Source organism: Ruegeria sp. B10, assembly GCF_056539825.1.
Genome location: NZ_JBQFVP010000004.1, coordinates 177,603 through 201,837, shown reverse-complemented (window position 1 = coordinate 201,837; position 24,235 = coordinate 177,603). Strand labels below are relative to the sequence as shown.

Below are 24,235 nucleotides of genomic sequence, written 5' to 3'. Positions count from 1 at the left end.
ACCTCCGCCTCGGTCCCACTCTGCCGCGAACCGCGCGGCCCTTCGGCAACCCAAGGACAAGACATGACAGTCCCCGCCATTGAGCTCAAAGGGATTTCCAAAGCCTTTGGGCCGGTTCAGGCCAATAAAGACATTTCCATCAGCGTCGCCCCCGGCACGATCCATGGGATCATCGGTGAAAACGGTGCGGGCAAATCCACGCTGATGAGCATTCTCTACGGCTTCTACAAAGCCGATAAAGGTGAAATTTGGATCAACGGTACCAAGACCGACATTCCAGACAGTCAGGCGGCCATCGCCTCGGGTATCGGGATGGTGTTCCAGCACTTCAAGCTGGTCGAAAACTTCACCGTTCTTGAAAACATTGTTCTGGGCGCCGAGGATGGCGGGCTGCTGGCCCCGTCTCTGGCCAAAGCCCGGAAAGAGCTGAAAGCGCTGGAAGAAGAGTACGAGCTGTTCGTCGATCCTGACAAGCGCATCGATGAGATCGGCGTGGGCATGCAGCAACGGGTCGAGATCCTCAAGGCGCTGTATCGCAAGGCCGAGATCCTGATCCTCGACGAACCCACCGGCGTTTTGACCCCGGCCGAGGCCGACCAGCTGTTCCGCATCCTCGATCGCCTTCGGGCCGAAGGGAAAACGATCATCGTGATCACGCATAAGCTGCGTGAGATTATGGAGAACACCGATACCGTCTCGGTCATGCGGCGCGGAGAGATGACGGCCACGGTCAAAACCTCCGAAACCAGCCCGGAGCATCTGGCCGAGCTGATGGTGGGCCGCAAGGTCCTGCTACAGGTCGACAAGGTACCCGCGCAGCCCGGGAAACCCATTCTTGAGGTCCAAGACCTGCGCGTGTTCGATGCGGCAGGTGTTGAACGTGTCAAAGGCATCGACCTGACCGTCCGCGCCGGTGAGATCGTCGGCATCGCAGGCGTCGCGGGCAACGGCCAGTCGGAACTGCTGGAAGTTCTGGGTGGAATGCGCCCCGGTCAGGGGTCGATCAAGCTGAACGGTACGCCGCTTCCCCTCAGCGGGGCTGGGTCTGACGGTCAGGCGCGTCGCGCGCAGCACATCGCCCACGTCCCCGAAGACCGTCAGCGCGAAGGTCTGATCATGGATTTCCATGCCTGGGAAAACGTTGCCTTCGGCTATCACCGTGACCCGGCCTACAAGCGCGGCCTGTTCATGGACAACGCCGCCCTGCGCGCGGACACCGAAGCTAAGATCGAGAAATTCGATGTGCGTCCCCCGAACGGCTGGCTGACCGCCAAAAGCTTTTCGGGCGGCAACCAGCAGAAGATCGTCGTCGCGCGCGAGATTGAGCGGAACCCAGACCTGTTGCTGGTCGGCCAACCGACCCGTGGCGTCGACATTGGCGCAATCGAATTCATTCACAAACAGATCGTAGCCCTGCGCGACCAAGGCAAAGCGATCCTGCTGGTCTCGGTCGAGCTGGAGGAGATCTTCTCGCTCTCGGACCGGATCGCCGTGATGTTTGACGGACATATCATGGGTGAGCGTCTACCCCATGAGACAGATGAAAAAGAACTTGGCCTGCTGATGGCCGGTGTTGCGGGAGAGGCCGCGTAAGATGGAAAAAATGCCCAAATGGGCCGACGTCGTGCTGATCCCCATCATCAGCCTGGTGTTGGCCACGATCCTGTCGGCGTTGGTGATCCTCGCCATCGGAGAGAACCCGGTTGAGGCTGTGAACCTAATGGTCACAGGCGCGCTTGGGTCGACCTATGGCTGGGGCTATACGCTCTACTACGCGACCAACTTCATGTTCACCGGGCTTGCGGTGGCCGTAGCCTTTCACGCGCGGCTGTTTAACATCGGTGGCGAAGGTCAGGCGATGCTGGGTGGTCTTGGCGTTGCCATGGTGTGTCTCTACATCCCTTGGCCGCATTGGAGCATCGCTCTGATCGCTGCAGGACTGGGGGCCGCTGTATTTGGCGCAGCATGGGCCGCAATCCCGGCTTACCTGCAGGCCAAACGTGGCAGCCACATCGTGATCACCACGATCATGTTCAACTTTATCGCAGCCGCCTTCCTGAACTACATGCTGGTAAATGTCATGCGCCCGCAAGGCTCGCAGGACCCGGCAACAGCGCGCTTCCCCGAGGCGGTTCACCTGCCGACCTTCCAATCCATGTTCTCAACCGCTGAGAACGTGATGTTCCGCGGCGCACCGGCCAATATTTCGTTCTTCGTGGCGATCATAGCCTGTTTCGTGGTCTGGGCTCTGATCTGGCGCACTCGGTTAGGCTATGAAATTCGGGCATATGGTCATTCAGAGACCGGTGCCGTCTATGCCGGGATCTCGCCGGTTCGCATCACTATCATCGCCATGCTGATCTCGGGCGGGCTAGCCGGTCTGATGGCCATCAACAACGTGATGGGTGAGGCCGAGCGTCTGGTTCTGAATTCGACCGAAGGCGCAGGCTTTATCGGCATCGCCGTGGCACTGATGGGCCGATCACACCCCTTCGGCGTGTTCCTTGCCGCGCTTCTGTTTGGCTTTCTCTATCAGGGCGGCGCCGAGCTGGCCTTGTGGACATCTATCCCGCGCGAACTGATCGTCGTCATTCAGGCGCTGGTGATCCTGTTTACCGGAGCGTTGGACAACATGGTGCGGATGCCGCTTGAAAAGCTGTTCCTTGCCCTGCGGAAGGAGCCTCAGTGATGGATTCGTTCGTAACACTGATCCAGGTCCTTGATTCCACCGTCCGTCTGGCGACGCCTTTGCTGCTGGCCTGTCTGGCAGGTCTCTATTCCGAACGTGCCGGGATTTTCGACATCGGGCTTGAAGGCAAAATGCTGATCTCGGCCTTCTTCTCAGCAGCCGTGGCGGCGGTGACCGGCTCGGTCTGGTTGGGATTGCTCGCGGGTATCGCGTCGTCTCTGGTTTTGTCGGCACTACATGGCGTGGCGTCGATCACGTTCCGGGGCAATCAGCTTATCTCTGGCGTGGCGATCAACTTCCTGGCCTCAGGCCTGACGGTTCTAATTGCTCAAAGCTGGTTCCAACAAGGCGGGCGCACCCCGTCGCTGTTCGGAGAAGGCCGGTTTGAGCCGATCAACTTCCCCTTCGCCGAAGCGCTGAGCGAAGTGCCCTTCATCGGCCCGATCTATTCTGAACTGCTGTCGGGCCATTCGATCCTTGTCTACATCGCCTTCCTGATGGTGCCTGCGACGTGGTGGATCCTGTATCGCACCCGGTTCGGGTTGCGGTTACGCGCGGTGGGTGAAAACCCGGCCGCCGTGGACACGGCCGGTGTCTCGGTCGTCGGTCTGCGCTTTGCAGCTGTCGCCATATGCGGCGTGCTCTGCGGTATCGCCGGTGCCTATCTTGCAACTGCGCTGCAGGCCGGGTTCGTCAAGGAAATGACCGCCGGTCGCGGGTTCATTGCACTGGCGGCGCTGATCTTTGCGAAATGGCGTCCCTGGCACGCGATGTGGGCCTGTTTGCTGTTTGGCCTGCTACAGGCTATTGCGCTGCGGTTCCAGAATATCGACCTGGGCGGCATCGTGATCCCTGTGCAGGTGATGGACGCCCTGCCATATATCCTGACCGTGGTGATTCTTGCGGGCTTCGTCGGCAAGGCGGTTCCGCCCCGCGCCGGCGGCGAGCCCTACGTGAAAGAACGCTGATAAGTCCAGTTCAGGGCCAATTCTGGGTCCTGTTCGCTGCAGAGCGGCATGCAGAGTTGATTTTGCATGCCGCAACCGCTCTAAGAGGGTATGTGCGTGTTTCCTCTGATAGAAAAGAGTGCAAACCTCCCCTCGTATTTGCCAAAGACGGGTGGTAGGCCTGTGACCGCAGCGCCCGATATTCAGGCTGCACGCATTTCCGATGCCGGCGGGTTCACCGCTTTGCACAGCCGAACTCAATACGACTAGAGCATGCCATGCAAATTTACCTTCCGATTGCCGAAGTCTCCGTAAACGCCTTTCTATTGCTAGGGCTCGGAGGCATGGTCGGCATTCTGTCGGGCATGTTCGGAGTCGGCGGTGGGTTCCTTATGACGCCGCTTCTGTTCTTTATCGGCATCCCTCCGGCGGTTGCCGTTGCGACCGAAGCCAACCAGATCGTGGCCTCGTCCTTCTCGGGCGTTCTGGCGCATTTCAGGCGAAGGACGGTCGATTTCAGGATGGGCACGGTGCTTTTGATCGGCGGCCTCATCGGGGCCGCGCTTGGCGTTGTCGTGTTCAACTACCTCAAGAGCTTGGGTCAGGTCGATCTGCTGGTGACCCTGTGCTACGTCGTCTTCCTTGGCGTGATCGGCAGCCTGATGTTCATCGAAAGCCTGCGCGCCTTGCGCAAAGCAAAGAAAGGCGGAGCGGCACCTGCCAAGCGTCGTCAGCGCGGCTGGGTCCATGCGATGCCCTTCAAGATGCGCTTTCGCACCTCGGGCCTGTATATCTCGGTCATCCCTCCGGTTCTGGTCGGCCTCTGCGTAGGCGTTCTGTCCGCGATCATGGGCGTCGGCGGCGGCTTTATCATGGTGCCCGCGATGATCTATCTGCTGGGCATGCCCACCAAGGTTGTGGTCGGGACATCCCTGTTCCAGATCATCTTCGTCACCGCCTTCACGACAATGCTGCACGCCACCACGAACTACACCGTGGACGTGGTTCTGGCCGTGCTGCTTCTGGTCGGCGGCGTTATTGGGGCTCAGATAGGAACCGTGATCGGCGCCCGGATGCCAGCCGAACAATTGCGGGTTTTGCTGGCCGCGCTTGTGCTGGTCGTCTGCGGCAAGCTGGCGCTTGATCTGCTTCTGGAACCGTCCGAGCTGTATTCGCTTGGCGCCAGCGGGGGGCACTGATCATGGTCCGCTCATTGATCACCGCCCTGTGCCTGTTCTGCCTGCCCGCGGCTGCCGCGGAAGAGCAGGTGGTCCTGGGCCTCAGCCAGGACCGCGTTGCCATTACCGCCACGTTCGACGGGTCCGAAATTCTGATCTTCGGGGCCATCAAGCGCGAAGCTCCGATCCCCGAAGGCCCTCCGCTAGAGGTGATCGTCACCGTTGCCGGCCCGTCCGAGCCTCTGACCGTGCGCCGTAAAGAACGTAAACTAGGAATCTGGGTGAACACCGACAGCGTCGAGGTCGATCTGGCCCCCAGCTTCTACGCTGTTGCCACCAGCGGACCATTTAAAGAAATTCTCACCAATACCGAGGATCTCCGCTATCGGGTTTCCATCGAACGGGCCATCCGCTCGGTTGGGGCGGCCATGCATATTGAGGCCGCTCAGGACTTTGCCGATGCCGTGATACGCATTCGCGAAAGCGAGAGCCTGTATTCGATCCGCGAAAACACGGTTGCCGTGGATGAACAAACCCTGTTCCGTACTTCCATCGACATGCCCGCCGACCTGACCGAAGGCGACTATGCCGCGCGCATCTTCCTGACGCGGGGCGGCAATGTGGTGTCGCAATACGAAACCACCATCGACGTGCGCAAAGTGGGGCTTGAGCGGTTTCTCTACAACATGTCCCGCGAACAGCCCGTTTGGTACGGGCTGATGTCACTGGTCATCGCCATCGCCGCTGGGTGGGGGGCCTCGACGGCTTTCCGTCTGCTCCGCGAAAAGTAGCGCTCAGCCCCGGCCGATATAGGGCATGGTCGTGGCCATCACGGTCATGAACTGCACATTGGCCTCGGGCGGCAGATTTGCCATGTGTAGCACCGATTTGGCAGCGTCTTCCACATCCATGGTCGGATCGGGCGTCGCACCGTCGGCAATCGCAGCATCGACTAGCCCCTGCACCATCTGTGTGCGGGCATTTCCGATGTCGATCTGACCACAGGCAATGCCAAAATCGCGCCCGTCCAGCGACAGGCTGCGCGTCAGCCCGGTGATGGCATGTTTCGTTGCAGAGTAGTGCACCGAATTCGGGCGCGGCACATAAGCCGCGATTGAGCCGTTGTTGATGATGCGTCCGCCTTGTGGGGTTTGATGACGCATGATCCGAAACGCCTCACGCGCGCTTAGGAACATGCCGTTGAGGTTGACGTTGACGCTTTGGTACCAGTCCTCCAACGCGATTTCATCAATCGTACCGCCGGGTGCGAAGATGCCTGCATTGTTGAACAGAACGTCCAGCCGTTCGGCCCTGTTCGAGAACGACCGAAAGGCGCGCGCAACCGCCACCGGATCCGTCACATCCGCAACCAGAGGGATGGCGTTGCGATGCCCTTCGGCCAGTTCCGTCAGTTTGTCTTCGCTGCGGGCAAGCAGGCCGACGGTCCAGCCCTCAGCCAGAAACAGCTCTGCTGTAGTCTTTCCGATCCCGGAACTCGCGCCGGTTATGAGGATGGATTTCATATCTCTTCAGCCTCCAGTGTCAGGGTCGTCGCCGGAATGGCACGCAGATCATCGACGCGCAGAGGATGGGTGGGTTTGGACAACCGATTGCGCACCACCCAGATCAAGCGTTCCTGCGCGCGGGTGATGGCAACATAGGCCAGTCGTTTCCACAAGGGCTGCCCGGCCTCGGTCCGACCCATGCGGGCAGCGGCGTAGATGTCCGGCGCAAAGACCTGCACCGTATCCCATTGCGAACCCTGCGCCTTATGGATAGTAACCGCTGCCCCATGCAGAAAGGTCGCACCCATACGCGCGGCATAAGGGATAAACGGCTCTTCTTCATCCGGCTTTTCGATCTGCACAATCGACGCGGCACTGACTTGAGGGTCCTCGGCCCCCATGACATGCAGGCGAGAGAAACCGGGTTTTCGCCCCGGCCCCAGATAAACCACCTGAGCACCCTTGATCAGGCCGCGCGCCTCAAGATCCAGTCGTTTCTTACGGTGTTTCAGAGGCAGCTCTATCCCGTCGCAGATCAGCGGCTCACCTTCCAGCAATTCCGTCTCGGGGGCGCCATGGACCTGCCGGAAGGCCTGGATCAGACGGATGCGCGTTGCGTTGCGCCAGACCAGAACCGGGCTGCGGGCCATCAGATCAACCTCGACCCTCTGCCCCCAGACCACACGGTCATCGCGACGCGAGGTGTCTTCGACCAGACGCTCGAAATCCTCAAACCCCATGGCAGGGTCAGCAAGCGCATGAGCCAGATCGAGGATGGGATTATCGGCGTCCTGCCGGTGTATGCGATGCAGGGTCAGTTTGCGCGGCTCGGGCAGGGTTTCGAACACCATGCTGCCAGATTGGTTCACTGGTGCCAGCTGTGCTGGATCACCGAACAACAACAACGACGGGAAGATCTCCTTCAGATCATCAAACTGGCGGTCATCCAGCATCGAGGCTTCATCGACAAAACCGATATCCAGCGGCTCTTCCCGGCGTTTCCAGCCAGTGATGAAATCCGACCCGCGCAAACCGGCGGCGGCCAGAGCACCCGGGATCGACTTGTTGTTCTGATAGAAAGCAGCGGCCCGGTCCAGCGCCTCATCCGTCAGGCCTTCGATCTCGGGCCGTTCGTCATTGCCCTCAAGCCATTCGGCAATCCGTTCATATTCCGGGTCGTAGACGGGCGTGTAGAGAATGCGATGGATGGTCGTCGCGGGTACCCCCCGCAGGCGCAAAACGCTTGCGGCTTTGTTCGTGGGGGCCAGAATCGCCAGACTGCGTTTGTCGCGAGACTTGCGGCTTTCATAGTCACCCGAGACGATGTGAACGCCCGTCTCGGCCAGCGCCTTGTACAGTTCAGCTAGCAGTAGGGTCTTGCCCGAACCAGCCTTGCCGATCACGGCCATAACGCCCGATTCACCGTTTCCCGGCAGTTTCAGCAGCGCATCATCTTCAAGGTCCACCCCGGCAGAGCGCAGCATCTCGGCGATACTGTCATAGGCGGCGGCCTGATCTTCTGAGAAGGTCACATTGGGCAAAGACATGGCGCGACCCTACAGGGCCACGCCACCCTTCACCAGATACGGATTTGGGTTTTCAAGGTCCTAGGCCGACAGCGCAAATCGGTGTTGTTTTGCCGGGCCGAATGCGGTTTTGAACCATAGGCGCGAAAGCTCGCGCGGGATGCCCGCCCGTTCGGCCACGCGGTTGCAATCATCCGCGGAATAGGGCCACAGGCCGACCGAGATCTGATCGCGCCCTTTCCCCTCGGACCCCAACACAATCGGAGACGACCCGATCAACCGGTAGATCCGGATCATCCGCGCATCAAAGACGCCGGCGATATGGGTCAGGCCGAACCCCTCCATCATTTCACCGCCGCTCAGCATGATAGCCCCAGCCGTATGGGGGCTGGCTGTGCGCGATAGGCAAAAGCGCGTGACCTCCCAGATCAGAGGGCTGCAGATCGGCTCGCCCTCGTTGAGATGACCGAACACCTCGTTCACCATGACCGGGCCAGTGGTCGGCAGAACCCGCATTGAGCCGCCATGGCTACCATCCGGCTCCTCCCAAATCACGTAGAGCGGGTTGAGATCATCGTACTGATCCCGCTCTTCCCCTTTTTCATTGACGTAAACGTCCCATCCCAGCCGGGTTTTGAACTGATCCGCGCGATCGCGAAACATGCCGTCGGCCAAAGCTGGAAATTCATGCAGCTCATCAGCATACAAGTAACGCAACATGACTAATTCCCCTTGTCGTCCTGTGCAGGAACGAAAGGGGTACGAAGTCGTGGTTAATTTACTGTTCTAAGACCGTACGTTGCTTAAACGACTATTAACCCACGGCTGAGCGCGGTCGCGATGGCGTGCGTCGTATTTTGCGCACCCAGTTTCGAGCGCGCGCTTTCAATATAGACCCTAAGAGTGTGTTCCGAGATCGACAGCGAATGCGCAACCTGCGCTCGGCTGAAGCCCTGCGCAAGCAACGTCATCGCATCAATTTCACGCGGAGACAGACCTCGGGTCGCTTCAGGCTGCCTGTCCTTTTCAAACTCCAGTGCTTTGCGGTTGATGTAATGCGCCACGAGAATCAATTCTCGGCCAAAAGTCGAGATGAAATCCTGCCAGGTGCCGTCGTCACAACTGTGATTGACGGTGAACAGCGCAAACTGCCCGTTCGGCCCTCGGATCGGGATCGAATAACCCTGATTACCCACCCCATGTTCCAATGCATCCTGAAGAAACGCTTTGGACACCCTGCCGGACCAGTCCAGAGATTTCCAATCAACCGGGTGAAATCGTTGGAAACACCCCAGTATCACAGGGTCGATGCGGTGATAGTTTTTTTCGCGATACCGTTCATCCCAGGCATCGGAATAGGTGGTATAGCCGTACTGATCCCCGGCGGCATCCACCCAATGATATGTCAGATGTTCGACTTTCAGACAGTCGCGCAGGCGAGTGGCGACCGAGCCAAGCTCATCAAGCGTGCTGGTGTTTTCCAAATCCTTCAGGATCTGACCCAAATCGAGTTCTGTTCCCATCCGCGGGCGCCCGTGCCTTATCTGTCATGGACGCGATCTCGGCTGCGGCAATCAGCTTGGTGTCGTCCAGCTGTTCGGCCAAGGCAGTCAACCCATTCGCAACAGCGAACGCGTTGAGGTCCGACAATACATCCAGTATCCACTCATTTTGCGCCATTAGGGTCTCTCTGAAACAGTTAACGAAGTGTTAACACAACCATAACATGTGCAATCTTTTTGACCTATTCACCGGTTTCTACTCCCCAAAAATAGTGAGGGGCAAAATTCCAACCTGTTGAAACAAAAAAGGACCCTTCAAGACGGCAAAACACCCGCGTATCGGAGTTCCGATTCGCGGGTGTTTTTTAGATATTTCAGGATGGGCTTATGGTCGCGCGTCCAGAACCTCTTCCAAAGTGCGCATGCCGGTGCGCGGGGCCTGAACCAGAACCGACATGTTGCCCGGCTTGTGCTCGTTGCGCAGCATTTTCATATGCGCTTCGGGCAGATCGTTCCACGCGAACACTTCCGACATGCAGGGGTCCAGACGGCGTTCGACCATCAGCTTGTTGGCGGCTGCCGCTTGCTTCAGATGCGCAAAATGCGACCCCTGTAGGCGTTTCTGGTGCATCCACATGTAGCGCACGTCAAAAGTGCAATTGAACCCGGTGGTACCGGCACAAATCACGACCATGCCGCCCTTTTTCACCACGAAGGTCGACACTGGGAAGGTGCTTTCGCCGGGGTGTTCAAACACCATATCAACGTTATTGCCCTTACCGGTGATATCCCAGATCGCTTTGCCGAACTTGCGAGCCTCTTTGAACCACTCAGCGTATTCGGGTGTGTTGACCGTGGGCAGCTGACCCCAGCAGTTGAAGTCCTTGCGGTTCAGAACGCCTTTGGCGCCCAACCCCATCACGAAATCCCGTTTGCTTTCGTCCGAGATCACACCGATCGCATTTGCACCGGCCGTGTTGATCAACTGGATCGCGTAAGAGCCCAAACCACCCGAGGCACCCCAGACCAGAACGTTCTGGCCGGGCTTCAGGTCATGGGGCTCGTGCCCGAACAGCATCCGGTAGGCCGTAGCGAGCGTCAGGGTATAGCACGCCGCCTGCTCCCAGGTCAGGTGCTTGGGACGCGGCATCAGCTGTTGCGCCTGCACGCGAGTGAATTGGCTGAACGAGCCGTCAGGTGTCTCATAGCCCCAGATGCGCTGGCTGGGTGAATACATCGGATCGCCGCCGTTGCATTCCTCATCGTCGCCATCGTCCTGGTTGCAGTGGATCACCACCTCATCGCCGACCTTCCAGCGCTTGACCTTGTCACCCACGGCCCAAACGATGCCCGACGCATCCGAACCAGCGATGTGGTACGGGGCCTTGTGGCCATCAAATGGGCTGATCGGCTGGCCCAAAGCGGCCCAGACGCCGTTATAATTGACGCCCGCCGCCATCACGAGGACGAGAACCTCGTTGCTGTCCAGCTCGGGCACATCGACCACTTCCTGCTGCATCGCAGTATTTGGTTCTCCGTGACGCTCTTTGCGGATCGCCCAGGCGTACATCTGCTTGGGCACAAACCCCATCGGAGGGATTTCCCCCATTTCATAGAGGTCCTTTTCGGGTGCCTCGTACGACGCGATACCGCTTTCGGTGTCCAAAGCCATGCTGGCCTCCTTTTCAATATCTTTGCCGCGGCGCAGAATCGCCGCCTCTCCTACAGAGGGATAGGAGGGGTTGCGCAACATTGCAACCATCTTTGGTCTATTTTTGTAATTTTATGACCCAGCGGGTGCAGAAACGTCTTTTGCGGACGCAGCATTGGCGGATTTCACATGTTCGGGCACTGACTCTGCGTAGTATTGCATTAGATCCTCGCGCTGCCCGGACAGATTCAAAACCCCGTCTTCAAGGGTCAGAATGCGTCGTTCGACCATTTGATCCACAGCGCTGGTGATGGCGTCCTCTGATTCCGCCAGCGCCAGACCATCGGCTTGCATGAGGGCACGGATACGACTCCGCACCTCTTGTTCGGGCATAGGGCCATTCTCGCGCAGCAGCCAGCACGCGGCCGGCCCCGGCACCAAGGGAATCGCTGCGCCAATCCGTTTCATCAACGCGCGGGCGAGGTCGGTCATGACGTCATCACCGGCTCGTGCCTCGAAGTCTTTCAGCGAGATCGGCTCACCATACCGAACCGCGGCCAGTCCGAACCGCTTGTAGCGACCGATCAACCGACGCCAGATTTGCTTGAGAACCCAGCTTGTGATCACCCCGATCCGCGCGCGAAAACGTCGATCGGTTCCGAGGGCGGCGCGCGTCAGGATCGTGTCCTCAAGCACGCGGTCATAGTTCAGGGCCACCGGCACAAACACCACATCGCGCCCCTCGGGCGAGGTGCCGTCGATAATATATTTCAACAAACCCAGCTTGGGGCGCCCTAAAGCGCCGGTCAGGCTGAGCCCGCCTTCGGGGAACATCGCTTGCGTTACACCTGCTTCGGTCGCGTGTCTTACGTAGCTGGCCAGAACCTGGCGATATAATTCACTGCCCGATTTGCGACGGATGAAATACGCGCCCATCGCGCGGATCAACCGGCTGAGCGGCCAAACCCGCGCCCATTCGCCCACTGCATAGGACAGGGCGGATTGCTGCGCCGCCAGATAAGTGACCAGAACATAGTCCATATTGCTGCGATGGTTCATCACAAAGACAACCGTCGCCTCGGGGTCGATATCCTTGATCGCGCTTTCATCCTTGTAGCTGAGATGCACGTTGTAGAACGCGTTGCTCAGCAACCTGGACAGACGAATGGCGAAGCTGAAATAGGCAAAAGCCGAAAAGGAGGGCACGATCTCACGTGCGTATCTGCGGGCTTGTTCGAACGCAACGGCTTCGGGGATACCTTCTTCGTGGGCGTGCTGCTGCACTGCTTGCCCGACCTGAGGATCATAGATGAGTCGCTGGATCATGTCGTGCCGCCGCGCCAGCTTGAACGGCTGGATCGGCCGCTGCAGGCGCTGGTTCAACCGAGAGACCGCCCTCTCAAGCCTGCGGCGAAAGAACCAGCGGACGGACGGGAACAAAAAATGCGAGGCAAAGGTGACCATGGCAAAGACCACGATCAACAGGAATAGCCACAGCGGAAGTTCCACGGTTCTCAACATCGGGCCACACTGCCACCAAACGAGACGGCTCACAATCTAGACAATTCGCATATGCCGCAACGCAGCGAATTGACAACGCCTGAAAATTGCGATTTAGAACCCGTAGACGTAATTTTGTTGCTCACCGAAACACGAGGCCCGCCCATGACGCAGATGCAGAAAGACCGCCCCTGGCTGATCCGAACCTACGCCGGTCATTCCACCGCCAAAGCCTCGAACGCGCTGTATCGCGGCAACCTCGCCAAAGGTCAGACTGGCCTGTCGGTGGCTTTCGATCTGCCGACTCAAACGGGCTATGACAGCGACCACACACTAGCGCGCGGCGAGGTCGGCAAAGTGGGTGTGCCGATCTGCCATCTGGGCGACATGCGGGTGCTGTTCGACCAGATTCCGCTGGAGCAGATGAACACCTCGATGACGATCAACGCGACGGCCCCGTGGCTGCTGGCGCTTTACATTGCCGTGGCCGAGGAACAGGGCGCGGATGTCTCAAAGCTGCAGGGCACCGTACAGAATGACCTGATCAAGGAATATCTGAGCCGCGGCACCTATGTCTGCCCGCCGAAACCCTCGCTGAAGATGATCGCGGATGTGGCCGAGTATTGCTATACCAACGTGCCGAAATGGAACCCGATGAACGTGTGTTCCTACCACCTGCAAGAGGCCGGTGCGACACCGGAACAGGAGCTGGCCTACGCACTCGCCACAGCCATCGCAGTGCTGGACGAACTACGCCCGCGTGTGCCTGCCGAGGACTTCCCTGCCCTGTGTGGGCGCATTTCCTTCTTCGTGAATGCAGGTATCCGCTTTGTCACCGAAATGTGCAAAATGCGGGCCTTCGTCGACCTTTGGGATGAAATCCTTCAACAACGCTATGGTGTTGAGAACCCCAAGTTCCGCAGATTCCGCTATGGCGTTCAAGTGAACTCGCTTGGGCTGACTGAACAGCAACCGGAAAACAACGTCTACCGCATCCTGATCGAGATGCTGGCCGTGACCCTTTCGAAAAAGGCGCGCGCCCGTGCCGTTCAGTTGCCCGCCTGGAATGAGGCTTTGGGCCTGCCCCGCCCGTGGGACCAGCAGTGGTCGATGCGCATGCAGCAGATTCTGGCTTATGAGACGGACCTGCTGGAATACGGAGACCTGTTCGACGGGAACCCGGCAGTCGATGCCAAGGTCGAGGAACTCAAAGAAGGCGCACGGGCCGAGTTGGCCAATCTCGACTCAATGGGCGGTGCCGTGGCCTCGATCGAATACATGAAGTCCCGACTGGTCGATTCCAATGCAGAACGCCTGAACCGCATTGAACGGAACGAAACCATTGTGGTCGGTGTGAACAAATGGGTCGATGGTGAACCCTCGCCTCTGCAAACCGAGGATGGCGGAATCATGGTTGTGGACCCTGCGGTTGAGCAGGAGCAGATCAATCGTCTGAACGACTGGCGGGCAGAGCGTGATGAGGTAGCCGTAGCAGCGGCGCTGGCTGCTTTGCGCGAGGCGGCACAAACCGGGGCGAATGTCATGGAGCCCTCGATTGCTGCGGCCAAGGCCGGTGCAACCACGGGTGAATGGGCCGAGGAAATGCGCAAGGTCTACGGCACCTACCGTGGCCCAACCGGCGTGTCCGGCTCTGTCTCGAACAAGACCGAAGGGTTGGAGGACCTGCGCGCGTCGGTGGATGCAGTCAGTGACCGTTTGGGGCGTCGTTTGAAATTTCTGGTCGGCAAGCCGGGTTTGGATGGTCATTCCAACGGCGCCGAGCAGATTGCCTTCCGTGCCCGTGATTGTGGTATGGATATCAGCTATGAGGGCATTCGCTTGACACCAGAAGAAATCGTCTCGGCCGCGTCCGAAGACGATGCCCATGTGATCGGTTTGTCGATCCTGTCTGGCAGTCATCTACCCCTGGTCGAAGACGTAATGACCCGCCTGAAACAGGCAGGCCTGTCGCACGTACCTGTCATCGTCGGCGGGATTATTCCGGACGATGACGCAGACGCTTTGAAGAAAATGGGTGTCGCCAGAATCTACACGCCCAAGAATTTCGAATTGAACGCAATCATGGGCGACATCGTCGCGCTGGTGGACCCACAGGAAATCGCCGCCGAATAACGGCTCGTTTTGAAAAACTCTTGATGGCTATTCCCGAAATGACGGGAATAGCCTATATCGGCGTGTGAAATTGCTGCAATTCTTGGAATTGCAATAACTCACGTCTGAAAGAGGAAAAAATAATGGGACTTGAGCTTGAAAAAATGTCGCGCAATGAACTTCTGCAATTGCGCAACGATATTGATAAAGCCCTGGTAAATGCCGAAAAGCGCGAGCGCAAAGCCGCTCTGGAAGCCGCCGAAAAAGCCGCAGCCGAATTCGGGTTTCCCCTGTCAGATCTTTTGGACGGGGCTTCGAAAGGTACCAAGACCCAGAAATCAAAAGCGAAATACCGCAATCCGAACGCCCCGGAGCAAACCTGGTCAGGCCGTGGGCGCAAGCCTCAATGGGTCCATGACGCGCTGAATTCCGGCACCGATATAGCCGCGTTGGAAATCTGAATCTGAGGTTGTTTCAGAAATGACAATCCACATTGGCGCAGAAAAAGGCGATATCGCAGAAACCGTTCTTTTGCCCGGAGATCCCTATCGGGCGAAATGGGCAGCCGAAACGTTTTTGGATGACGTTAGGTTGGTCAATGACGTGCGCGGCATGCTCGGGTTTACCGGAACGTGGAAAGGAAACCCTGTCACCATTCAGGGCAGCGGTATGGGGATGCCCTCACTTTCCATTTACGTGAACGAATTGATCCGGGATTTCGGCGCAAAGACACTGATCCGCATCGGCTCCTGCGGTGGTATGCAGGACAGCGTCAATGTCCGCGATGTTATTCTGGCTTTGACATCGACCACGCTCAGCACGCCGTCCCGGGGCATCATGAAGGAACTGAACTTTGCCCCCTGCGCGGATTGGGGGCTGTTGCAGGCCGCGGCCAATGCGGCGGCAGCCAAGGGAACACCAACCCATGTTGGCGGGATCTATTCGTCAGATGTGTTCTATGATGAACGCCCTGATTTGAACGAACAGATGGTGCGTCACGGCATTCTGGGGGTCGAGATGGAAGCAGCCGAGCTGTATATCCTCGCCGCCAGACACAAATGCCGGGCACTTGCGGTTCTGACCGTCTCGGACCACCTGCTGACGGGCGAAGCCCTGCCCTCATCCGAGCGGGAGCGTAGCTTTGGCGACATGGTCGAGATCGCGCTGCAAGCGGCCTTCCCGGACACAGCATAACGTGAAACGGGCCGAGCATGTCTCGGCCCGATTTCTATTTGCCGATTGATTGCCGCAGACATTTCGAAGGACGATCTGAACCGTCGGACCGCGCGCCGCAAAAGGCGCAGACCCACAGATCTTCGTCCCGATGCTGTCGCCAGCGACAATCGCGTGTCAGCGAAGACGTGCGGGAGCGCCAGATGAAATAGGCGAAAACCCCTGCGGCCAGAAGAAGCAGAAGAACAGGCATAGATCTGTTTGGCCCGTTCCAGCGGCAAATGGCAAGGCCGGTGTTACGCTGCGTTTGCGTATTCGAACAGCTCAGGCTCTCGCTGATCCTCAGCACCAACAGTTTCAGGCGCGTAGTAAGCCCAAGCTTGCTCCAACAGGGTCAGAGCTTCCTTGGCGTCGGTTTTCAGAGTGTTTGATTGTGTACTCATCGGAGTGATCCTGATTTCATCACTCCTCCCTTCTGCAAATATACCGCGTCAGTGGTCCGTCGACATCGGACGTTTTTGCAAAGGGGGCATGCGCTTGCCGCAGCACGGCAAGCGCATAGGTCGATCAGACAGAGCGTTCGACCATCATCTTCTTGATCTGCGCAATCGCTGCCGCCGGGTTCAGACCCTTCGGGCAGGTCTTGGCGCAGTTCATGATCGTGTGGCAGCGATACAGCTTGAAAGGATCTTCCAACTCATTCAGACGCTCACCCGTGGCTTCATCACGGCTGTCGATGATCCAGCGGTAGGCATGCAGCAAAGCTGCGGGGCCAAGATAGCGGTCGCCATTCCACCAGTAGCTCGGGCACGAGGTCGAGCAGCTGGCGCACATCACGCACTCATACAAGCCGTCCAGCTTCTTGCGGTCTTCGATGGACTGCTTCCACTCTTTCGCGGGACGGTTGGTCTTGGTTTCCAGCCACGGCATGATCGAGGCATGCTGCGCGTAGAAATGCGTCAGATCGGGGATCAGGTCCTTGACCACTGGCATATGCGGCAGCGGGTAGATCTTCACGTCGCCCTTGATCTCATCCATGCCGTAGATACAGGCCAGCGTGTTGATCCCGTCGATATTCATCGCGCAGGAGCCACAGATCCCTTCCCGGCACGAACGGCGGAATGTCAGGGTTGGATCGATCTCGTTCTTGATCTTGATCAGCGCGTCCAGAATCATCGGGCCGCAGGTGTCCATATCGACGAAATACGTGTCGACACGTGGGTTCTGGCCGTCATCGGGGTTCCAGCGATAGATCTGGAACTTGCGCAGGTTCTTCGCGCCGTCCGGTTTGGGCCATGTCTTACCGGTGGTGATCCGGGAATTCTTGGGCAGGGTCAGTTGAACCATGTCAATTCTCCATTCAGCCTGTCCGGGCGCGGTCAGACGCGCCTCGATTGTAGTGCCCCCAATGGGCAATGTTCACGTCAAAATCCGCAGATAACCAGTCGGCAATCGCCTGAGGGTCGTCGCGGTCGATATCAAAGCGCAGGAAACTTGGGTTCCCGTCGAAATGGGCCTGCACCTCGGCGTGGTGTACGTCATACATCCGGCGCCAGCCCTGTTTCACCTCGTCTGCGCCCATCCCGTTGGCCTTGCAGCAGCGTTCGAGATAGCCGCCATTGCTGTGCAGCGCGCGTGAGGAAATCCAATCCTCGCGATCGCGCGTGTTCAGCAGAAAATAGGCTTCCGGGTAAGCCGCATGCAGCTCGCGGAAGAACCGCGTGCCATCCAGCATGAACCGGGCATTCACAAAGGCAATGTCAGTAAAGGCCCGGACCGAGCCGAACCCATCCAGCGGTTTCCGACCCATGGCGATATTCGTCACCATTTTCTGGGCCAAGTTGTTGCCCTGATCGTCCACCCAATGCACCGACGCGATGCCACTGTTCTGAAACAGCTTGTGCAGCGACGTGGTGGCACAGCGGTTCAGGCCGATCAGGATGATCTTGGGATCCCGCGGACCCGAGGGCAGCTGTTCAACCGTCATGGCAAGCACCCCTCACCGCGCCCGCATGGGGCGTTTGTCGTGTCGGTGGGTATGTGGCGCTTGCACCGCATTGCCTGATGGTTGCTCCTACTTAGAACGTCCGCGCTTTCGGCGCGATTTTCTTGAGGCTGATGCCGCCCTGATCCTCGTTGGTCAGAGGATCAACGATCACCGGACGGTAACTGAGTTCAACCTTGTTACCCTCGACCCGGCTGACGGTGTGGACACGCCAGTTCTCATCGTCGCGCTCCGCGAAATCCTCATGCGCATGTGCGCCACGGGACTCTTTGCGCGCTTCGGCCCCCACGATGGTCGCCAGAGCGCTTGGCATCAGGTTGGTCAGTTCCAGCGACTCCATCAGGTCACTGTTCCAGACCAGAGACCGGTCCGAAACCTTCAGATCGTCCATCTTAGCCGCGATCGCCGTCATCTTTTCGACGCCTTCCGCCATGGTCTTGGCGGTCCGGAACACAGCCGCGTCCTGCTGCATGGTTTTTTGCATCTCAAGCCGCAGGTCAGCGGTCGGGACTGCGCCCGAGGCGTTCCGTACGGCGTCAAACCGATCAAATGCCTTATCAACCGATGCCTGGTTCAGCACAGGGTTCGGCGCGTCTGCGTCCACTACTTTACCGGCTCGGATGGCCGCCGCGCGACCAAAGACGACCAGATCGATCAGAGAATTAGAGCCCAGACGGTTGGCACCGTGGACCGAAGCACAACCCGCTTCGCCCACTGCCATCAGGCCGGGAACAACTGCGGTTGGGTTGTCTGCAGTTGGGTTGAGAACCTCACCCCAATAATTCGTCGGAATACCGCCCATATTGTAATGCACGGTCGGCAGAACCGGGATGGGTTCCTTGGTAACGTCAACACCAGCAAAGACACGTGCCGATTCCGAGATTCCAGGCAACCGTTCCGCCAGCGCCTCGGCTGGCAGGTGGCTCAGGTTCAAATGAATATGATCCCCGTCATCGCCGTGACCACGACCTTCGCGGATCTCCATCGTCATCGAACGCGAGACATAGTCGCGCGGCGCCAAGTCCTTGTACTGGGGCGCATAACGCTCCATGAACCGCTCACCTTCAGAGTTGGTCAAATAACCGCCTTCACCCCGAGCACCCTCGGTGATTAAGCAACCCGAGCCGTAGATGCCGGTTGGGTGGAACTGAACGAACTCCATATCCTGAAGCGCCAGACCGGCACGGGCCACCATGCCGCCACCGTCGCCGGTGCAGGTATGGGCCGAGGTCGCGCTGAAATATGCACGACCGTAACCGCCGGTCGCCAGTACAACCATCTTGGCGTTGAAGACATGCATCGTGCCGTCGTCCAGCTTCCAGCAGACGACGCCCTGACACTGCCCATCCTCGGACATGATCAGGTCGATGGCGAAATATTCGATGTAGAATTCAGCGTTGTTTTTCAGCGACTGTCCATAAAGCGTATGCAGGATCGCGTGACCGGTCCGGTCTGCGGCTGCACAGGTGCGCTGCACGGCGGGACCTTCGCCAAACTCGGTGGTATGACCGCCGAAGGGGCGCTGGTAAATTTTACCCTCTTCCGTACGGCTGAAGGGCACACCGTAGTGTTCCAGCTCATAAACTGCCTTGGGAGCTTCGCGCGCAAGGTACTCCATCGCATCGGTATCACCCAGCCAGTCCGAACCCTTGACGGTGTCGTACATGTGCCATTGCCAATGGTCAGGCCCCATGTTGGACAGGGACGCTGCAATACCACCTTGCGCGGCAACCGTATGTGAGCGTGTCGGGAACACCTTGGTGACACAGGCTGTACGCAGGCCCTGCTCGGCCATGCCCAATGTCGCCCGCAGACCGGCCCCACCTGCACCTACGACGACCACGTCGTATTCGTGGGTTTCATATTCATATGCTGCTGTCATTGTTCTTGTTCCTTATCGCGCGTCACAGGGCCAGCTTGACCAGGGCAAACAGCCCCGCAGCCATCAGCGTGTAACCAAGCGCCCACATCGCAACGAGAGAGATTTTCTCAAGAATGCCATGGATATAGTCTTCGATGGTTTCCTGCGCCTCATACATAAGCTGCTGCAGGCCCACGACCAGCGTCAGAGCGGTGACAATCGCAGGGAAGGGGCGGCTGAAATAGGCCAGAACCTCTTCATACGTGCCGCCGAGGCCTATTCCGAAGGTGATGATAAATATGGGAACCAGCACGGTCAGGATCATCGCGCGCACCATGGTACGCCAATGGGTTTGTGTTCCCGATTTCCCTGCGCCCAAGCCCTGCGCGCGTTTGCGGTCGGTCAGATATCGCATCTCCGTCTCCTTAAACCACAAGCACGGTGAGAATGGTCAGGACTGTGGCACCGATGAACATGCCCATCCCCAGTTTTTCCGAGGTATTCACGTCGAGGCAGTAGCCGAAGTCCCAGAACACGTGACGCAGGCGGCCCAGCGTGTGATACCAAAGCGCCCAGGTCGCGACGATGAGGATCAGCTTACCGAACCAGCTGGTCAGGAACCCGTCGATCAGCGCAAATGCACTTTCCGAAGTTGACGCGGCCAGCAGCCACCAGACAACCAGAATGGCAACGGCAAACACCCCGAGGCCGGAAAACCGGACCATGATGGACGACATGGAGGTCATCTGCGGGCGATAGATCATAATATGTGGCGAGAGCGGGCGGTTGCCCCGATTGACATCGGCCATGGCGGCTCCTCTTACTTTGGCTACCAGACTTTTTACTTGTTTTTGCGCTTCTGTCACGTGCTGCACCTGCAAAAACAGGTAAAATTGCCTCAAAAACGGTGATTTTGACTAATTGTGATCACGCACTTTAAAAGTGTGATCACAAAATACAATGCGATCATTCTATGTTAGCGTTTTCAACGTCGAAGCATTGTGATCACGAATCCCTGTAGATCAACGAAAACCGGCAGATTGCTGCGTCACCTCGCGTAGCAGCTTTTTACGTATGCGCTCTGGGTAGTCTGCAAACCCTGAGGCCGACACGACAAAAGCCCCCTCTCCGAAGATGACGTTCTCAAAGAAGTAGGCCGTCAGATCCGGTTCACTTTCTTCAATAGCTATGGCGTTTACTGTCACGCCTCGATCTTTCAGAAGGCCATGAATCTGCGTCGGCTCAATCCCTTCGTTGGAAACCCCGTCTCCCGAGATATCAATCAGCATTCGCCTGCACTCTGCCACTTCGTCAAACCGCAGCAGGGTGGCCTCTAGAGCTTCTCCGATCGCGGTTGAGAAGTTTCGCCAGACCCTTGGATCCTGCGCAACTTGATCAGCAAAGTTCTCCAGAGCGATAAAGCTGTCGATTTTCGTCCACGGGATCGTCACCCGCTGGCGGGATTCGCCCGTCCATTGCACCAACATCAATTGCGCCTGCCCGCGCACCAAGGCCTCGGACACGATCGGGTCACGCAACCCAGCGGCGAGGCCATCCATCTGAATGCGGTATTCGCTGCTGTCGACAGAGCCAGAGACATCCACCGCCAAGGCCAGCGCCAGATCGCACCCCCAGGCGGGGCGTGTAAGGCACAGGAAAAGGGTGAGAAAACGTAGAAACATGCCGCCACCCTAGCACGGATTGCGGGTGCTGTGTTCACATCACTGTAACCCGATTTTAGCGTTTCGGGTTATACCTGTGACACGAATACCCTGCCACGCTTGCAGCGTTCTCGGGACATTCGTGTCACTTGATGATTCAGGTAAACCCGAAACGCTTTAGATCGGCATCAAGGCCCAATAGTCGAGGTCCAGCAGCACGTCCGACGTGTATTTTCCGTCTTCGCCGCGCAGCTCGAACGGCGCGCCGCCTTTGGTCGCCACCAGACGCAGACGGATCGCCCCTACCCCGGGCACGTCGGTTTCGGCCTTGTCCAGAACCTCGGACCACGCCTTGATCGTGTCTCCTGCGAAACAGGGGTTGGCATGTGCGCCGCCATTCAGACCCACGATCATCTGCGCATTGGCCAACCCGTTGAACGACAAAGCCCGCGCCATCGAGATCACGTGACCCCCATAGATCAGTCGGCCCTCGGGGCGGAAGGTCAGGTCGAAATGCACCTTGGCCGTGTTCTGCCACAGGCGTGTAGCCAACATATGCTCAGCCTCTTCCACCGTCACGCCGTCCACGTGATCAATGGTCTCGCCGATCTCATAGTCGCCCCAACGATGCGGCTCACCCGCCAGGGTGAAATCGTAATTCGAAAAATCAAGCCCCTCGGGGATGACCAAATCGCTCGGCTCCAACACTTTCTTCAAATCGGGCACGACGGTTTCCGGTGCCGGCGCATCCGGGTTTGCCTTGCGCACCATCACCCAGCGGACATATTCAATAACCACTTCGTCTAACTGGTTCAGACCGCGCGTCCGCACCCAGACCACGCCGGTCTTGCCGTTCGAGTTCTGCTTGACCCCGATCACCTCGGACACCGACCGCAGCGTGTCTCCCGCATGAACCGGCAACAGCCAGCGCCCCTCGGCATAGCCCAGATTCGCCACGGCGTTCAGCGAGATATCGGGCACCGTTTTGCCGAACACCACGTGGAAGGCCGCCAGATCATCAATCGGGCTTTCCTGCAAACCACAGGACCGCGCGAACTCATCCGAGGAATACAGCGCATGACGCGCAGGATAGAGCGCATGGTAGAGGCCGCGCTCTCCCTCCGTCACGGTGCGAGGGACAGCGTGCGGCAGCACCTGCCCGACGGAATAATCCTCAAAAAAGCGGCCCGGATTGGTTTTTGCCATTATTGCTGTCCCAGTTTCATCTCAGGTGAATAGTCCGCGTCGACCTCTTTGGTCACGGCCTGCGCGCACCGCATGACATTGTTGGCCTGATCGAAGGCGTAGGAGGGATCGCCATAGAGCTCCCACCCTTTTGCCAAGGCGTCCGACACTTTGTGACAGAAGGCCGAGGTGTCTTCCTCGGTCAGCAGGCGATAGAGTTTTGCCATTCTTTTAGGTCCTTATCATCCGAATGGAGACGGGCCGACGAGCCCGTGGATATAGCCAATCACACCCAGCAGCACGATCGAGGCGACAAAGAACATCGCGTCCATGCCATAGGTGCCCGGTTTGCCAGGGGTCCAGTCGGGTTCGGATTTGTTGATCACGATCACTTCGACCACGGCCCAGGCCAAAAGCCCGCCGAACAGGATGATCGAGGCCAAATCGCCATTCACCAGAAGATGCGCAAAGGCCCACAGCTTGAACCCGCCCAGCATCGGATGGCGCAGCTTGTGGAGCAGACGGCCTTTCTTAGGGGCTGGACTCATCATGTAGATCGCGATCAGCACCAACAGGTTGTTGATATGGGTCATGAAGCTTGGCGGCGCCCAGACATAGATGAACTCGGTCATGCGGTAGCCAAAGATCATCAGCAAGATCGCGGTCACCAGCGCCAGCGCCACGGCCCCTTTGCCGCCATCGCCCATAGCCGCGCGCTGCGCAGGCAGGGCGCGTTTGAACAGATGTGCGGCCCACCATAGCGCCACACCAAGGATCAGAAGAACAAAGCCCATGCTTGCTTACCCCGCTTGCAAAGCTGAAATCGCCTCCGCTTTTGCCAGAATTTCGCGGGCAGTTACAACATGCAGGTTTTCAACGATCTTGCCGTCAACCACTGCAACGCCCTGCCCTTGCGCCTCGGTTTCCTCAAACGCGCTGATCTGACGGCGAGCGAGGTCGATTTCGTCATCCGACGGAGCGAAGGCTGCATTGGTGACCTCAATCTGCGCCGGGTGGATCAGCGTCTTGCCATCAAAGCCCATATCACGGCCCTGTTCGCATTCGGCGGTCAGTCCTTCGGTGTCTTTGAAGGCGTTGTAGACGCCATCAACGATGATCAGCCCTTCGGCCTTGGCCGCAAGCAGGCAAAGACCAAGTGAGGTCATCAGCGGCAGACGGTCGGGACGGAACCGGGTTTGCAAGTCTTTGGCCAGATCGTTTGTCCCCATCACGAATCCCGCCATCAGCGGATGTGCTGCAATCTCGGCCGCATTCAGCATACCGCGCGGGGTCTCCATCATCGCCCAGATCGGCAGGTCCCCGGTGATCGCGGCCAAAGCATCCACATCCGCCGCCGAGTTCACCTTGGGCAACAGAACCGCATCCGCATCCATCTCGCGCACGGCTTTGGCGTCATCTGCGCCCCACGGAGTATCCAGCCCGTTGATGCGCACGATCTTGACCCGAGGGCCGTATCCGCCAACGGCCAGCGCTTCCTTGAGGGTCTCGCGTGCATTGGCCTTTTCGTCGGCAGACACCGCGTCTTCCAGATCGAAGATGATGGCATCAACCGGCAAGGTGCGGGCCTTGTCCAAGGCCCGGTCACGCGAACCGGGAATGTATAGAACCGAGCGATAAGGGCGCTGACGCGGGTGCATTGGCCTCTCCCGTTGAAATAATGTTGCGCAGAAGGGGGCATTTTTCTCAGGAAAGTTCAAGGCAAAAATCGCCGCAACGCAG

At 58.4% G+C, this 24,235-nt stretch carries 26 protein-coding genes; 8 read left to right on the top strand and 18 right to left on the bottom strand.

The genetic code is table 11. The annotated features are described in order from the left end of the window. Positions 1–63 precede the first annotated feature (63 nt). The 5 genes from ACR0J4_RS07335 (at position 64) to ACR0J4_RS07315 (ending at position 5,605) form a co-directional block, all read left to right on the top strand. Positions 64–1,593: an ABC transporter ATP-binding protein gene (locus ACR0J4_RS07335; RefSeq protein WP_170462691.1), complete on the top strand. Its 1,530-nt coding sequence runs from the start codon at positions 64–66 to the stop codon at positions 1,591–1,593. 1 nt (position 1,594) lies between these two features. Further along, on the top strand, positions 1,595–2,689 hold the full coding sequence (locus ACR0J4_RS07330) for an ABC transporter permease (RefSeq protein WP_170378926.1): 1,095 nt from the start codon (positions 1,595–1,597) through the stop codon (positions 2,687–2,689). Further along, positions 2,689–3,657, top strand: coding sequence for an ABC transporter permease (locus ACR0J4_RS07325; protein ID WP_170553497.1), 969 nt, complete (start codon positions 2,689–2,691; stop codon positions 3,655–3,657). Before ACR0J4_RS07330 ends, ACR0J4_RS07325 begins: the two co-directional genes overlap by 1 nt. A gap of 257 nt (positions 3,658–3,914) precedes the next feature. Next, positions 3,915–4,835: a sulfite exporter TauE/SafE family protein gene (locus tag ACR0J4_RS07320; RefSeq protein WP_170378929.1), complete on the top strand. Its 921-nt coding sequence runs from the start codon at positions 3,915–3,917 to the stop codon at positions 4,833–4,835. A 2-nt stretch (positions 4,836–4,837) separates the two neighbouring features. After that, the gene (locus ACR0J4_RS07315; protein ID WP_170642786.1) at positions 4,838–5,605 is read left to right on the top strand and encodes a TIGR02186 family protein; all 768 of its coding nucleotides are present in this window, start codon (positions 4,838–4,840) and stop codon (positions 5,603–5,605) included. Between the two features lie 3 nt (positions 5,606–5,608). On the opposite strand, the gene ACR0J4_RS07310 is transcribed toward ACR0J4_RS07315, so the two are convergent. From ACR0J4_RS07310 to ACR0J4_RS07285, 6 genes are all read right to left on the bottom strand, one after another. Next, positions 5,609–6,337, bottom strand: coding sequence for an SDR family oxidoreductase (locus ACR0J4_RS07310; RefSeq protein WP_170642785.1), 729 nt, complete (start codon positions 6,335–6,337; stop codon positions 5,609–5,611). Beyond that, the gene (locus ACR0J4_RS07305; RefSeq protein ID WP_170642784.1) at positions 6,334–7,866 is read right to left on the bottom strand and encodes an AAA family ATPase; all 1,533 of its coding nucleotides are present in this window, start codon (positions 7,864–7,866) and stop codon (positions 6,334–6,336) included. The genes ACR0J4_RS07310 and ACR0J4_RS07305 overlap by 4 nt, the downstream gene beginning before the upstream one ends. Before the next feature lie 60 nt (positions 7,867–7,926). Continuing rightward, positions 7,927–8,565 (bottom strand): acyl-homoserine-lactone synthase, encoded by a 639-nt coding sequence (locus ACR0J4_RS07300; protein ID WP_170642783.1) that lies wholly within the window; start codon positions 8,563–8,565, stop codon positions 7,927–7,929. Positions 8,566–8,648: 83 nt separating this feature from the next. Further along, positions 8,649–9,368 (bottom strand): LuxR family transcriptional regulator, encoded by a 720-nt coding sequence (locus ACR0J4_RS07295; protein WP_170642782.1) that lies wholly within the window; start codon positions 9,366–9,368, stop codon positions 8,649–8,651. A gap of 364 nt (positions 9,369–9,732) precedes the next feature. Next, positions 9,733–11,019 (bottom strand): crotonyl-CoA carboxylase/reductase, encoded by a 1,287-nt coding sequence (ccrA, locus tag ACR0J4_RS07290; protein WP_170468948.1) that lies wholly within the window; start codon positions 11,017–11,019, stop codon positions 9,733–9,735. Positions 11,020–11,130: 111 nt separating this feature from the next. Next, entirely contained in the window at positions 11,131–12,519 is a 1,389-nt protein-coding gene (locus ACR0J4_RS07285) for a 1-acyl-sn-glycerol-3-phosphate acyltransferase (protein WP_170553513.1), read from the bottom strand. Between the two features lie 144 nt (positions 12,520–12,663). Here ACR0J4_RS07285 and ACR0J4_RS07280 point away from each other — a divergent pair, with 144 nt between their 5' ends. From ACR0J4_RS07280 to deoD, 3 genes are all read left to right on the top strand, one after another. Then, positions 12,664–14,631, top strand: a complete 1,968-nt coding sequence (locus ACR0J4_RS07280) for a protein meaA (protein ID WP_170642781.1) — start codon at positions 12,664–12,666, stop codon at positions 14,629–14,631. Between the two features lie 122 nt (positions 14,632–14,753). Continuing rightward, the gene (locus ACR0J4_RS07275) at positions 14,754–15,071 is read left to right on the top strand and encodes an H-NS histone family protein (protein ID WP_170642780.1); all 318 of its coding nucleotides are present in this window, start codon (positions 14,754–14,756) and stop codon (positions 15,069–15,071) included. A 19-nt stretch (positions 15,072–15,090) separates the two neighbouring features. Then, positions 15,091–15,804 carry a purine-nucleoside phosphorylase gene (deoD, locus tag ACR0J4_RS07270; RefSeq protein ID WP_170553522.1) on the top strand — a complete coding sequence of 238 codons (714 nt, stop codon included), beginning with the start codon at positions 15,091–15,093 and terminating at the stop codon, positions 15,802–15,804. Positions 15,805–15,838: 34 nt separating this feature from the next. Here deoD and ACR0J4_RS07265 read toward each other — a convergent pair whose 3' ends face one another. The 12 genes from ACR0J4_RS07265 to ACR0J4_RS07210 all read right to left on the bottom strand — a co-directional run bounded on the left by ACR0J4_RS07265 (position 15,839) and on the right by ACR0J4_RS07210 (position 24,153). Continuing rightward, complete coding sequence (locus ACR0J4_RS07265; protein WP_480668352.1) at positions 15,839–16,036, bottom strand: hypothetical protein; 198 nt, start codon at positions 16,034–16,036, stop codon at positions 15,839–15,841. A gap of 43 nt (positions 16,037–16,079) precedes the next feature. Further along, positions 16,080–16,226 carry a hypothetical protein gene (locus ACR0J4_RS07260; protein ID WP_170553527.1) on the bottom strand — a complete coding sequence of 49 codons (147 nt, stop codon included), beginning with the start codon at positions 16,224–16,226 and terminating at the stop codon, positions 16,080–16,082. Positions 16,227–16,350: 124 nt separating this feature from the next. Next, positions 16,351–17,130 carry a succinate dehydrogenase iron-sulfur subunit gene (locus ACR0J4_RS07255; RefSeq protein WP_170642779.1) on the bottom strand — a complete coding sequence of 260 codons (780 nt, stop codon included), beginning with the start codon at positions 17,128–17,130 and terminating at the stop codon, positions 16,351–16,353. Between the two features lie 13 nt (positions 17,131–17,143). Further along, the gene (locus ACR0J4_RS07250; RefSeq protein ID WP_170666837.1) at positions 17,144–17,770 is read right to left on the bottom strand and encodes a sulfotransferase; all 627 of its coding nucleotides are present in this window, start codon (positions 17,768–17,770) and stop codon (positions 17,144–17,146) included. Between the two features lie 91 nt (positions 17,771–17,861). Continuing rightward, positions 17,862–19,670, bottom strand: a complete 1,809-nt coding sequence (gene sdhA, locus ACR0J4_RS07245; RefSeq protein WP_170378956.1) for a succinate dehydrogenase flavoprotein subunit — start codon at positions 19,668–19,670, stop codon at positions 17,862–17,864. 22 nt (positions 19,671–19,692) lie between these two features. Then, the gene (locus ACR0J4_RS07240) at positions 19,693–20,064 is read right to left on the bottom strand and encodes a succinate dehydrogenase, hydrophobic membrane anchor protein (RefSeq protein WP_170642777.1); all 372 of its coding nucleotides are present in this window, start codon (positions 20,062–20,064) and stop codon (positions 19,693–19,695) included. A gap of 10 nt (positions 20,065–20,074) precedes the next feature. Then, on the bottom strand, positions 20,075–20,458 hold the full coding sequence (gene sdhC, locus ACR0J4_RS07235; protein ID WP_170378960.1) for a succinate dehydrogenase, cytochrome b556 subunit: 384 nt from the start codon (positions 20,456–20,458) through the stop codon (positions 20,075–20,077). A 213-nt stretch (positions 20,459–20,671) separates the two neighbouring features. After that, positions 20,672–21,331 (bottom strand): DUF1194 domain-containing protein, encoded by a 660-nt coding sequence (locus tag ACR0J4_RS07230; RefSeq protein ID WP_170642776.1) that lies wholly within the window; start codon positions 21,329–21,331, stop codon positions 20,672–20,674. A 156-nt stretch (positions 21,332–21,487) separates the two neighbouring features. Beyond that, a complete protein-coding gene (locus ACR0J4_RS07225; protein ID WP_170553542.1) occupies positions 21,488–22,516 on the bottom strand; it encodes a MaoC family dehydratase in 1,029 nt (342 codons plus the stop codon). After that, complete coding sequence (locus ACR0J4_RS07220; protein ID WP_170378966.1) at positions 22,516–22,722, bottom strand: DUF1737 domain-containing protein; 207 nt, start codon at positions 22,720–22,722, stop codon at positions 22,516–22,518. The genes ACR0J4_RS07225 and ACR0J4_RS07220 overlap by 1 nt, the downstream gene beginning before the upstream one ends. 15 nt (positions 22,723–22,737) lie before the next feature. Then, on the bottom strand, positions 22,738–23,289 hold the full coding sequence (locus ACR0J4_RS07215; protein WP_170553545.1) for an NnrU family protein: 552 nt from the start codon (positions 23,287–23,289) through the stop codon (positions 22,738–22,740). A gap of 6 nt (positions 23,290–23,295) precedes the next feature. Then, positions 23,296–24,153, bottom strand: a complete 858-nt coding sequence (locus tag ACR0J4_RS07210; RefSeq protein ID WP_170642775.1) for an HpcH/HpaI aldolase/citrate lyase family protein — start codon at positions 24,151–24,153, stop codon at positions 23,296–23,298. Positions 24,154–24,235 lie beyond the last annotated feature (82 nt).

Excerpts from the sequence above, each read along its gene's own strand:
- ACR0J4_RS07335 (WP_170462691.1), top strand. The coding sequence starts at position 64 with ATGACAGTCCCCGCCATTGAGCTCAAAGGGATTTCCAAAGCCTTTGGG.
- ACR0J4_RS07330 (WP_170378926.1), top strand. The coding sequence starts at position 1,595 with ATGGAAAAAATGCCCAAATGGGCCGACGTCGTGCTGATCCCCATCATC.
- ACR0J4_RS07325 (WP_170553497.1), top strand. The coding sequence starts at position 2,689 with ATGGATTCGTTCGTAACACTGATCCAGGTCCTTGATTCCACCGTCCGT.
- ACR0J4_RS07320 (WP_170378929.1), top strand. The coding sequence starts at position 3,915 with ATGCAAATTTACCTTCCGATTGCCGAAGTCTCCGTAAACGCCTTTCTA.
- ACR0J4_RS07315 (WP_170642786.1), top strand. The coding sequence starts at position 4,838 with ATGGTCCGCTCATTGATCACCGCCCTGTGCCTGTTCTGCCTGCCCGCG.
- ACR0J4_RS07310 (WP_170642785.1), bottom strand. The coding sequence starts at position 6,337 with ATGAAATCCATCCTCATAACCGGCGCGAGTTCCGGGATCGGAAAGACT.
- ACR0J4_RS07305 (WP_170642784.1), bottom strand. The coding sequence starts at position 7,866 with ATGTCTTTGCCCAATGTGACCTTCTCAGAAGATCAGGCCGCCGCCTAT.
- ACR0J4_RS07300 (WP_170642783.1), bottom strand. The coding sequence starts at position 8,565 with ATGTTGCGTTACTTGTATGCTGATGAGCTGCATGAATTTCCAGCTTTG.
- ACR0J4_RS07295 (WP_170642782.1), bottom strand. The coding sequence starts at position 9,368 with ATGGGAACAGAACTCGATTTGGGTCAGATCCTGAAGGATTTGGAAAAC.
- ccrA (WP_170468948.1), bottom strand. The coding sequence starts at position 11,019 with ATGGCTTTGGACACCGAAAGCGGTATCGCGTCGTACGAGGCACCCGAA.
- ACR0J4_RS07285 (WP_170553513.1), bottom strand. The coding sequence starts at position 12,519 with ATGTTGAGAACCGTGGAACTTCCGCTGTGGCTATTCCTGTTGATCGTG.
- ACR0J4_RS07280 (WP_170642781.1), top strand. The coding sequence starts at position 12,664 with ATGACGCAGATGCAGAAAGACCGCCCCTGGCTGATCCGAACCTACGCC.
- ACR0J4_RS07275 (WP_170642780.1), top strand. The coding sequence starts at position 14,754 with ATGGGACTTGAGCTTGAAAAAATGTCGCGCAATGAACTTCTGCAATTG.
- deoD (WP_170553522.1), top strand. The coding sequence starts at position 15,091 with ATGACAATCCACATTGGCGCAGAAAAAGGCGATATCGCAGAAACCGTT.
- ACR0J4_RS07265 (WP_480668352.1), bottom strand. The coding sequence starts at position 16,036 with ATGCCTGTTCTTCTGCTTCTTCTGGCCGCAGGGGTTTTCGCCTATTTC.
- ACR0J4_RS07260 (WP_170553527.1), bottom strand. The coding sequence starts at position 16,226 with ATGAGTACACAATCAAACACTCTGAAAACCGACGCCAAGGAAGCTCTG.
- ACR0J4_RS07255 (WP_170642779.1), bottom strand. The coding sequence starts at position 17,130 with ATGGTTCAACTGACCCTGCCCAAGAATTCCCGGATCACCACCGGTAAG.
- ACR0J4_RS07250 (WP_170666837.1), bottom strand. The coding sequence starts at position 17,770 with ATGACGGTTGAACAGCTGCCCTCGGGTCCGCGGGATCCCAAGATCATC.
- sdhA (WP_170378956.1), bottom strand. The coding sequence starts at position 19,670 with ATGACAGCAGCATATGAATATGAAACCCACGAATACGACGTGGTCGTC.
- ACR0J4_RS07240 (WP_170642777.1), bottom strand. The coding sequence starts at position 20,064 with ATGCGATATCTGACCGACCGCAAACGCGCGCAGGGCTTGGGCGCAGGG.
- sdhC (WP_170378960.1), bottom strand. The coding sequence starts at position 20,458 with ATGGCCGATGTCAATCGGGGCAACCGCCCGCTCTCGCCACATATTATG.
- ACR0J4_RS07230 (WP_170642776.1), bottom strand. The coding sequence starts at position 21,331 with ATGTTTCTACGTTTTCTCACCCTTTTCCTGTGCCTTACACGCCCCGCC.
- ACR0J4_RS07225 (WP_170553542.1), bottom strand. The coding sequence starts at position 22,516 with ATGGCAAAAACCAATCCGGGCCGCTTTTTTGAGGATTATTCCGTCGGG.
- ACR0J4_RS07220 (WP_170378966.1), bottom strand. The coding sequence starts at position 22,722 with ATGGCAAAACTCTATCGCCTGCTGACCGAGGAAGACACCTCGGCCTTC.
- ACR0J4_RS07215 (WP_170553545.1), bottom strand. The coding sequence starts at position 23,289 with ATGGGCTTTGTTCTTCTGATCCTTGGTGTGGCGCTATGGTGGGCCGCA.
- ACR0J4_RS07210 (WP_170642775.1), bottom strand. The coding sequence starts at position 24,153 with ATGCACCCGCGTCAGCGCCCTTATCGCTCGGTTCTATACATTCCCGGT.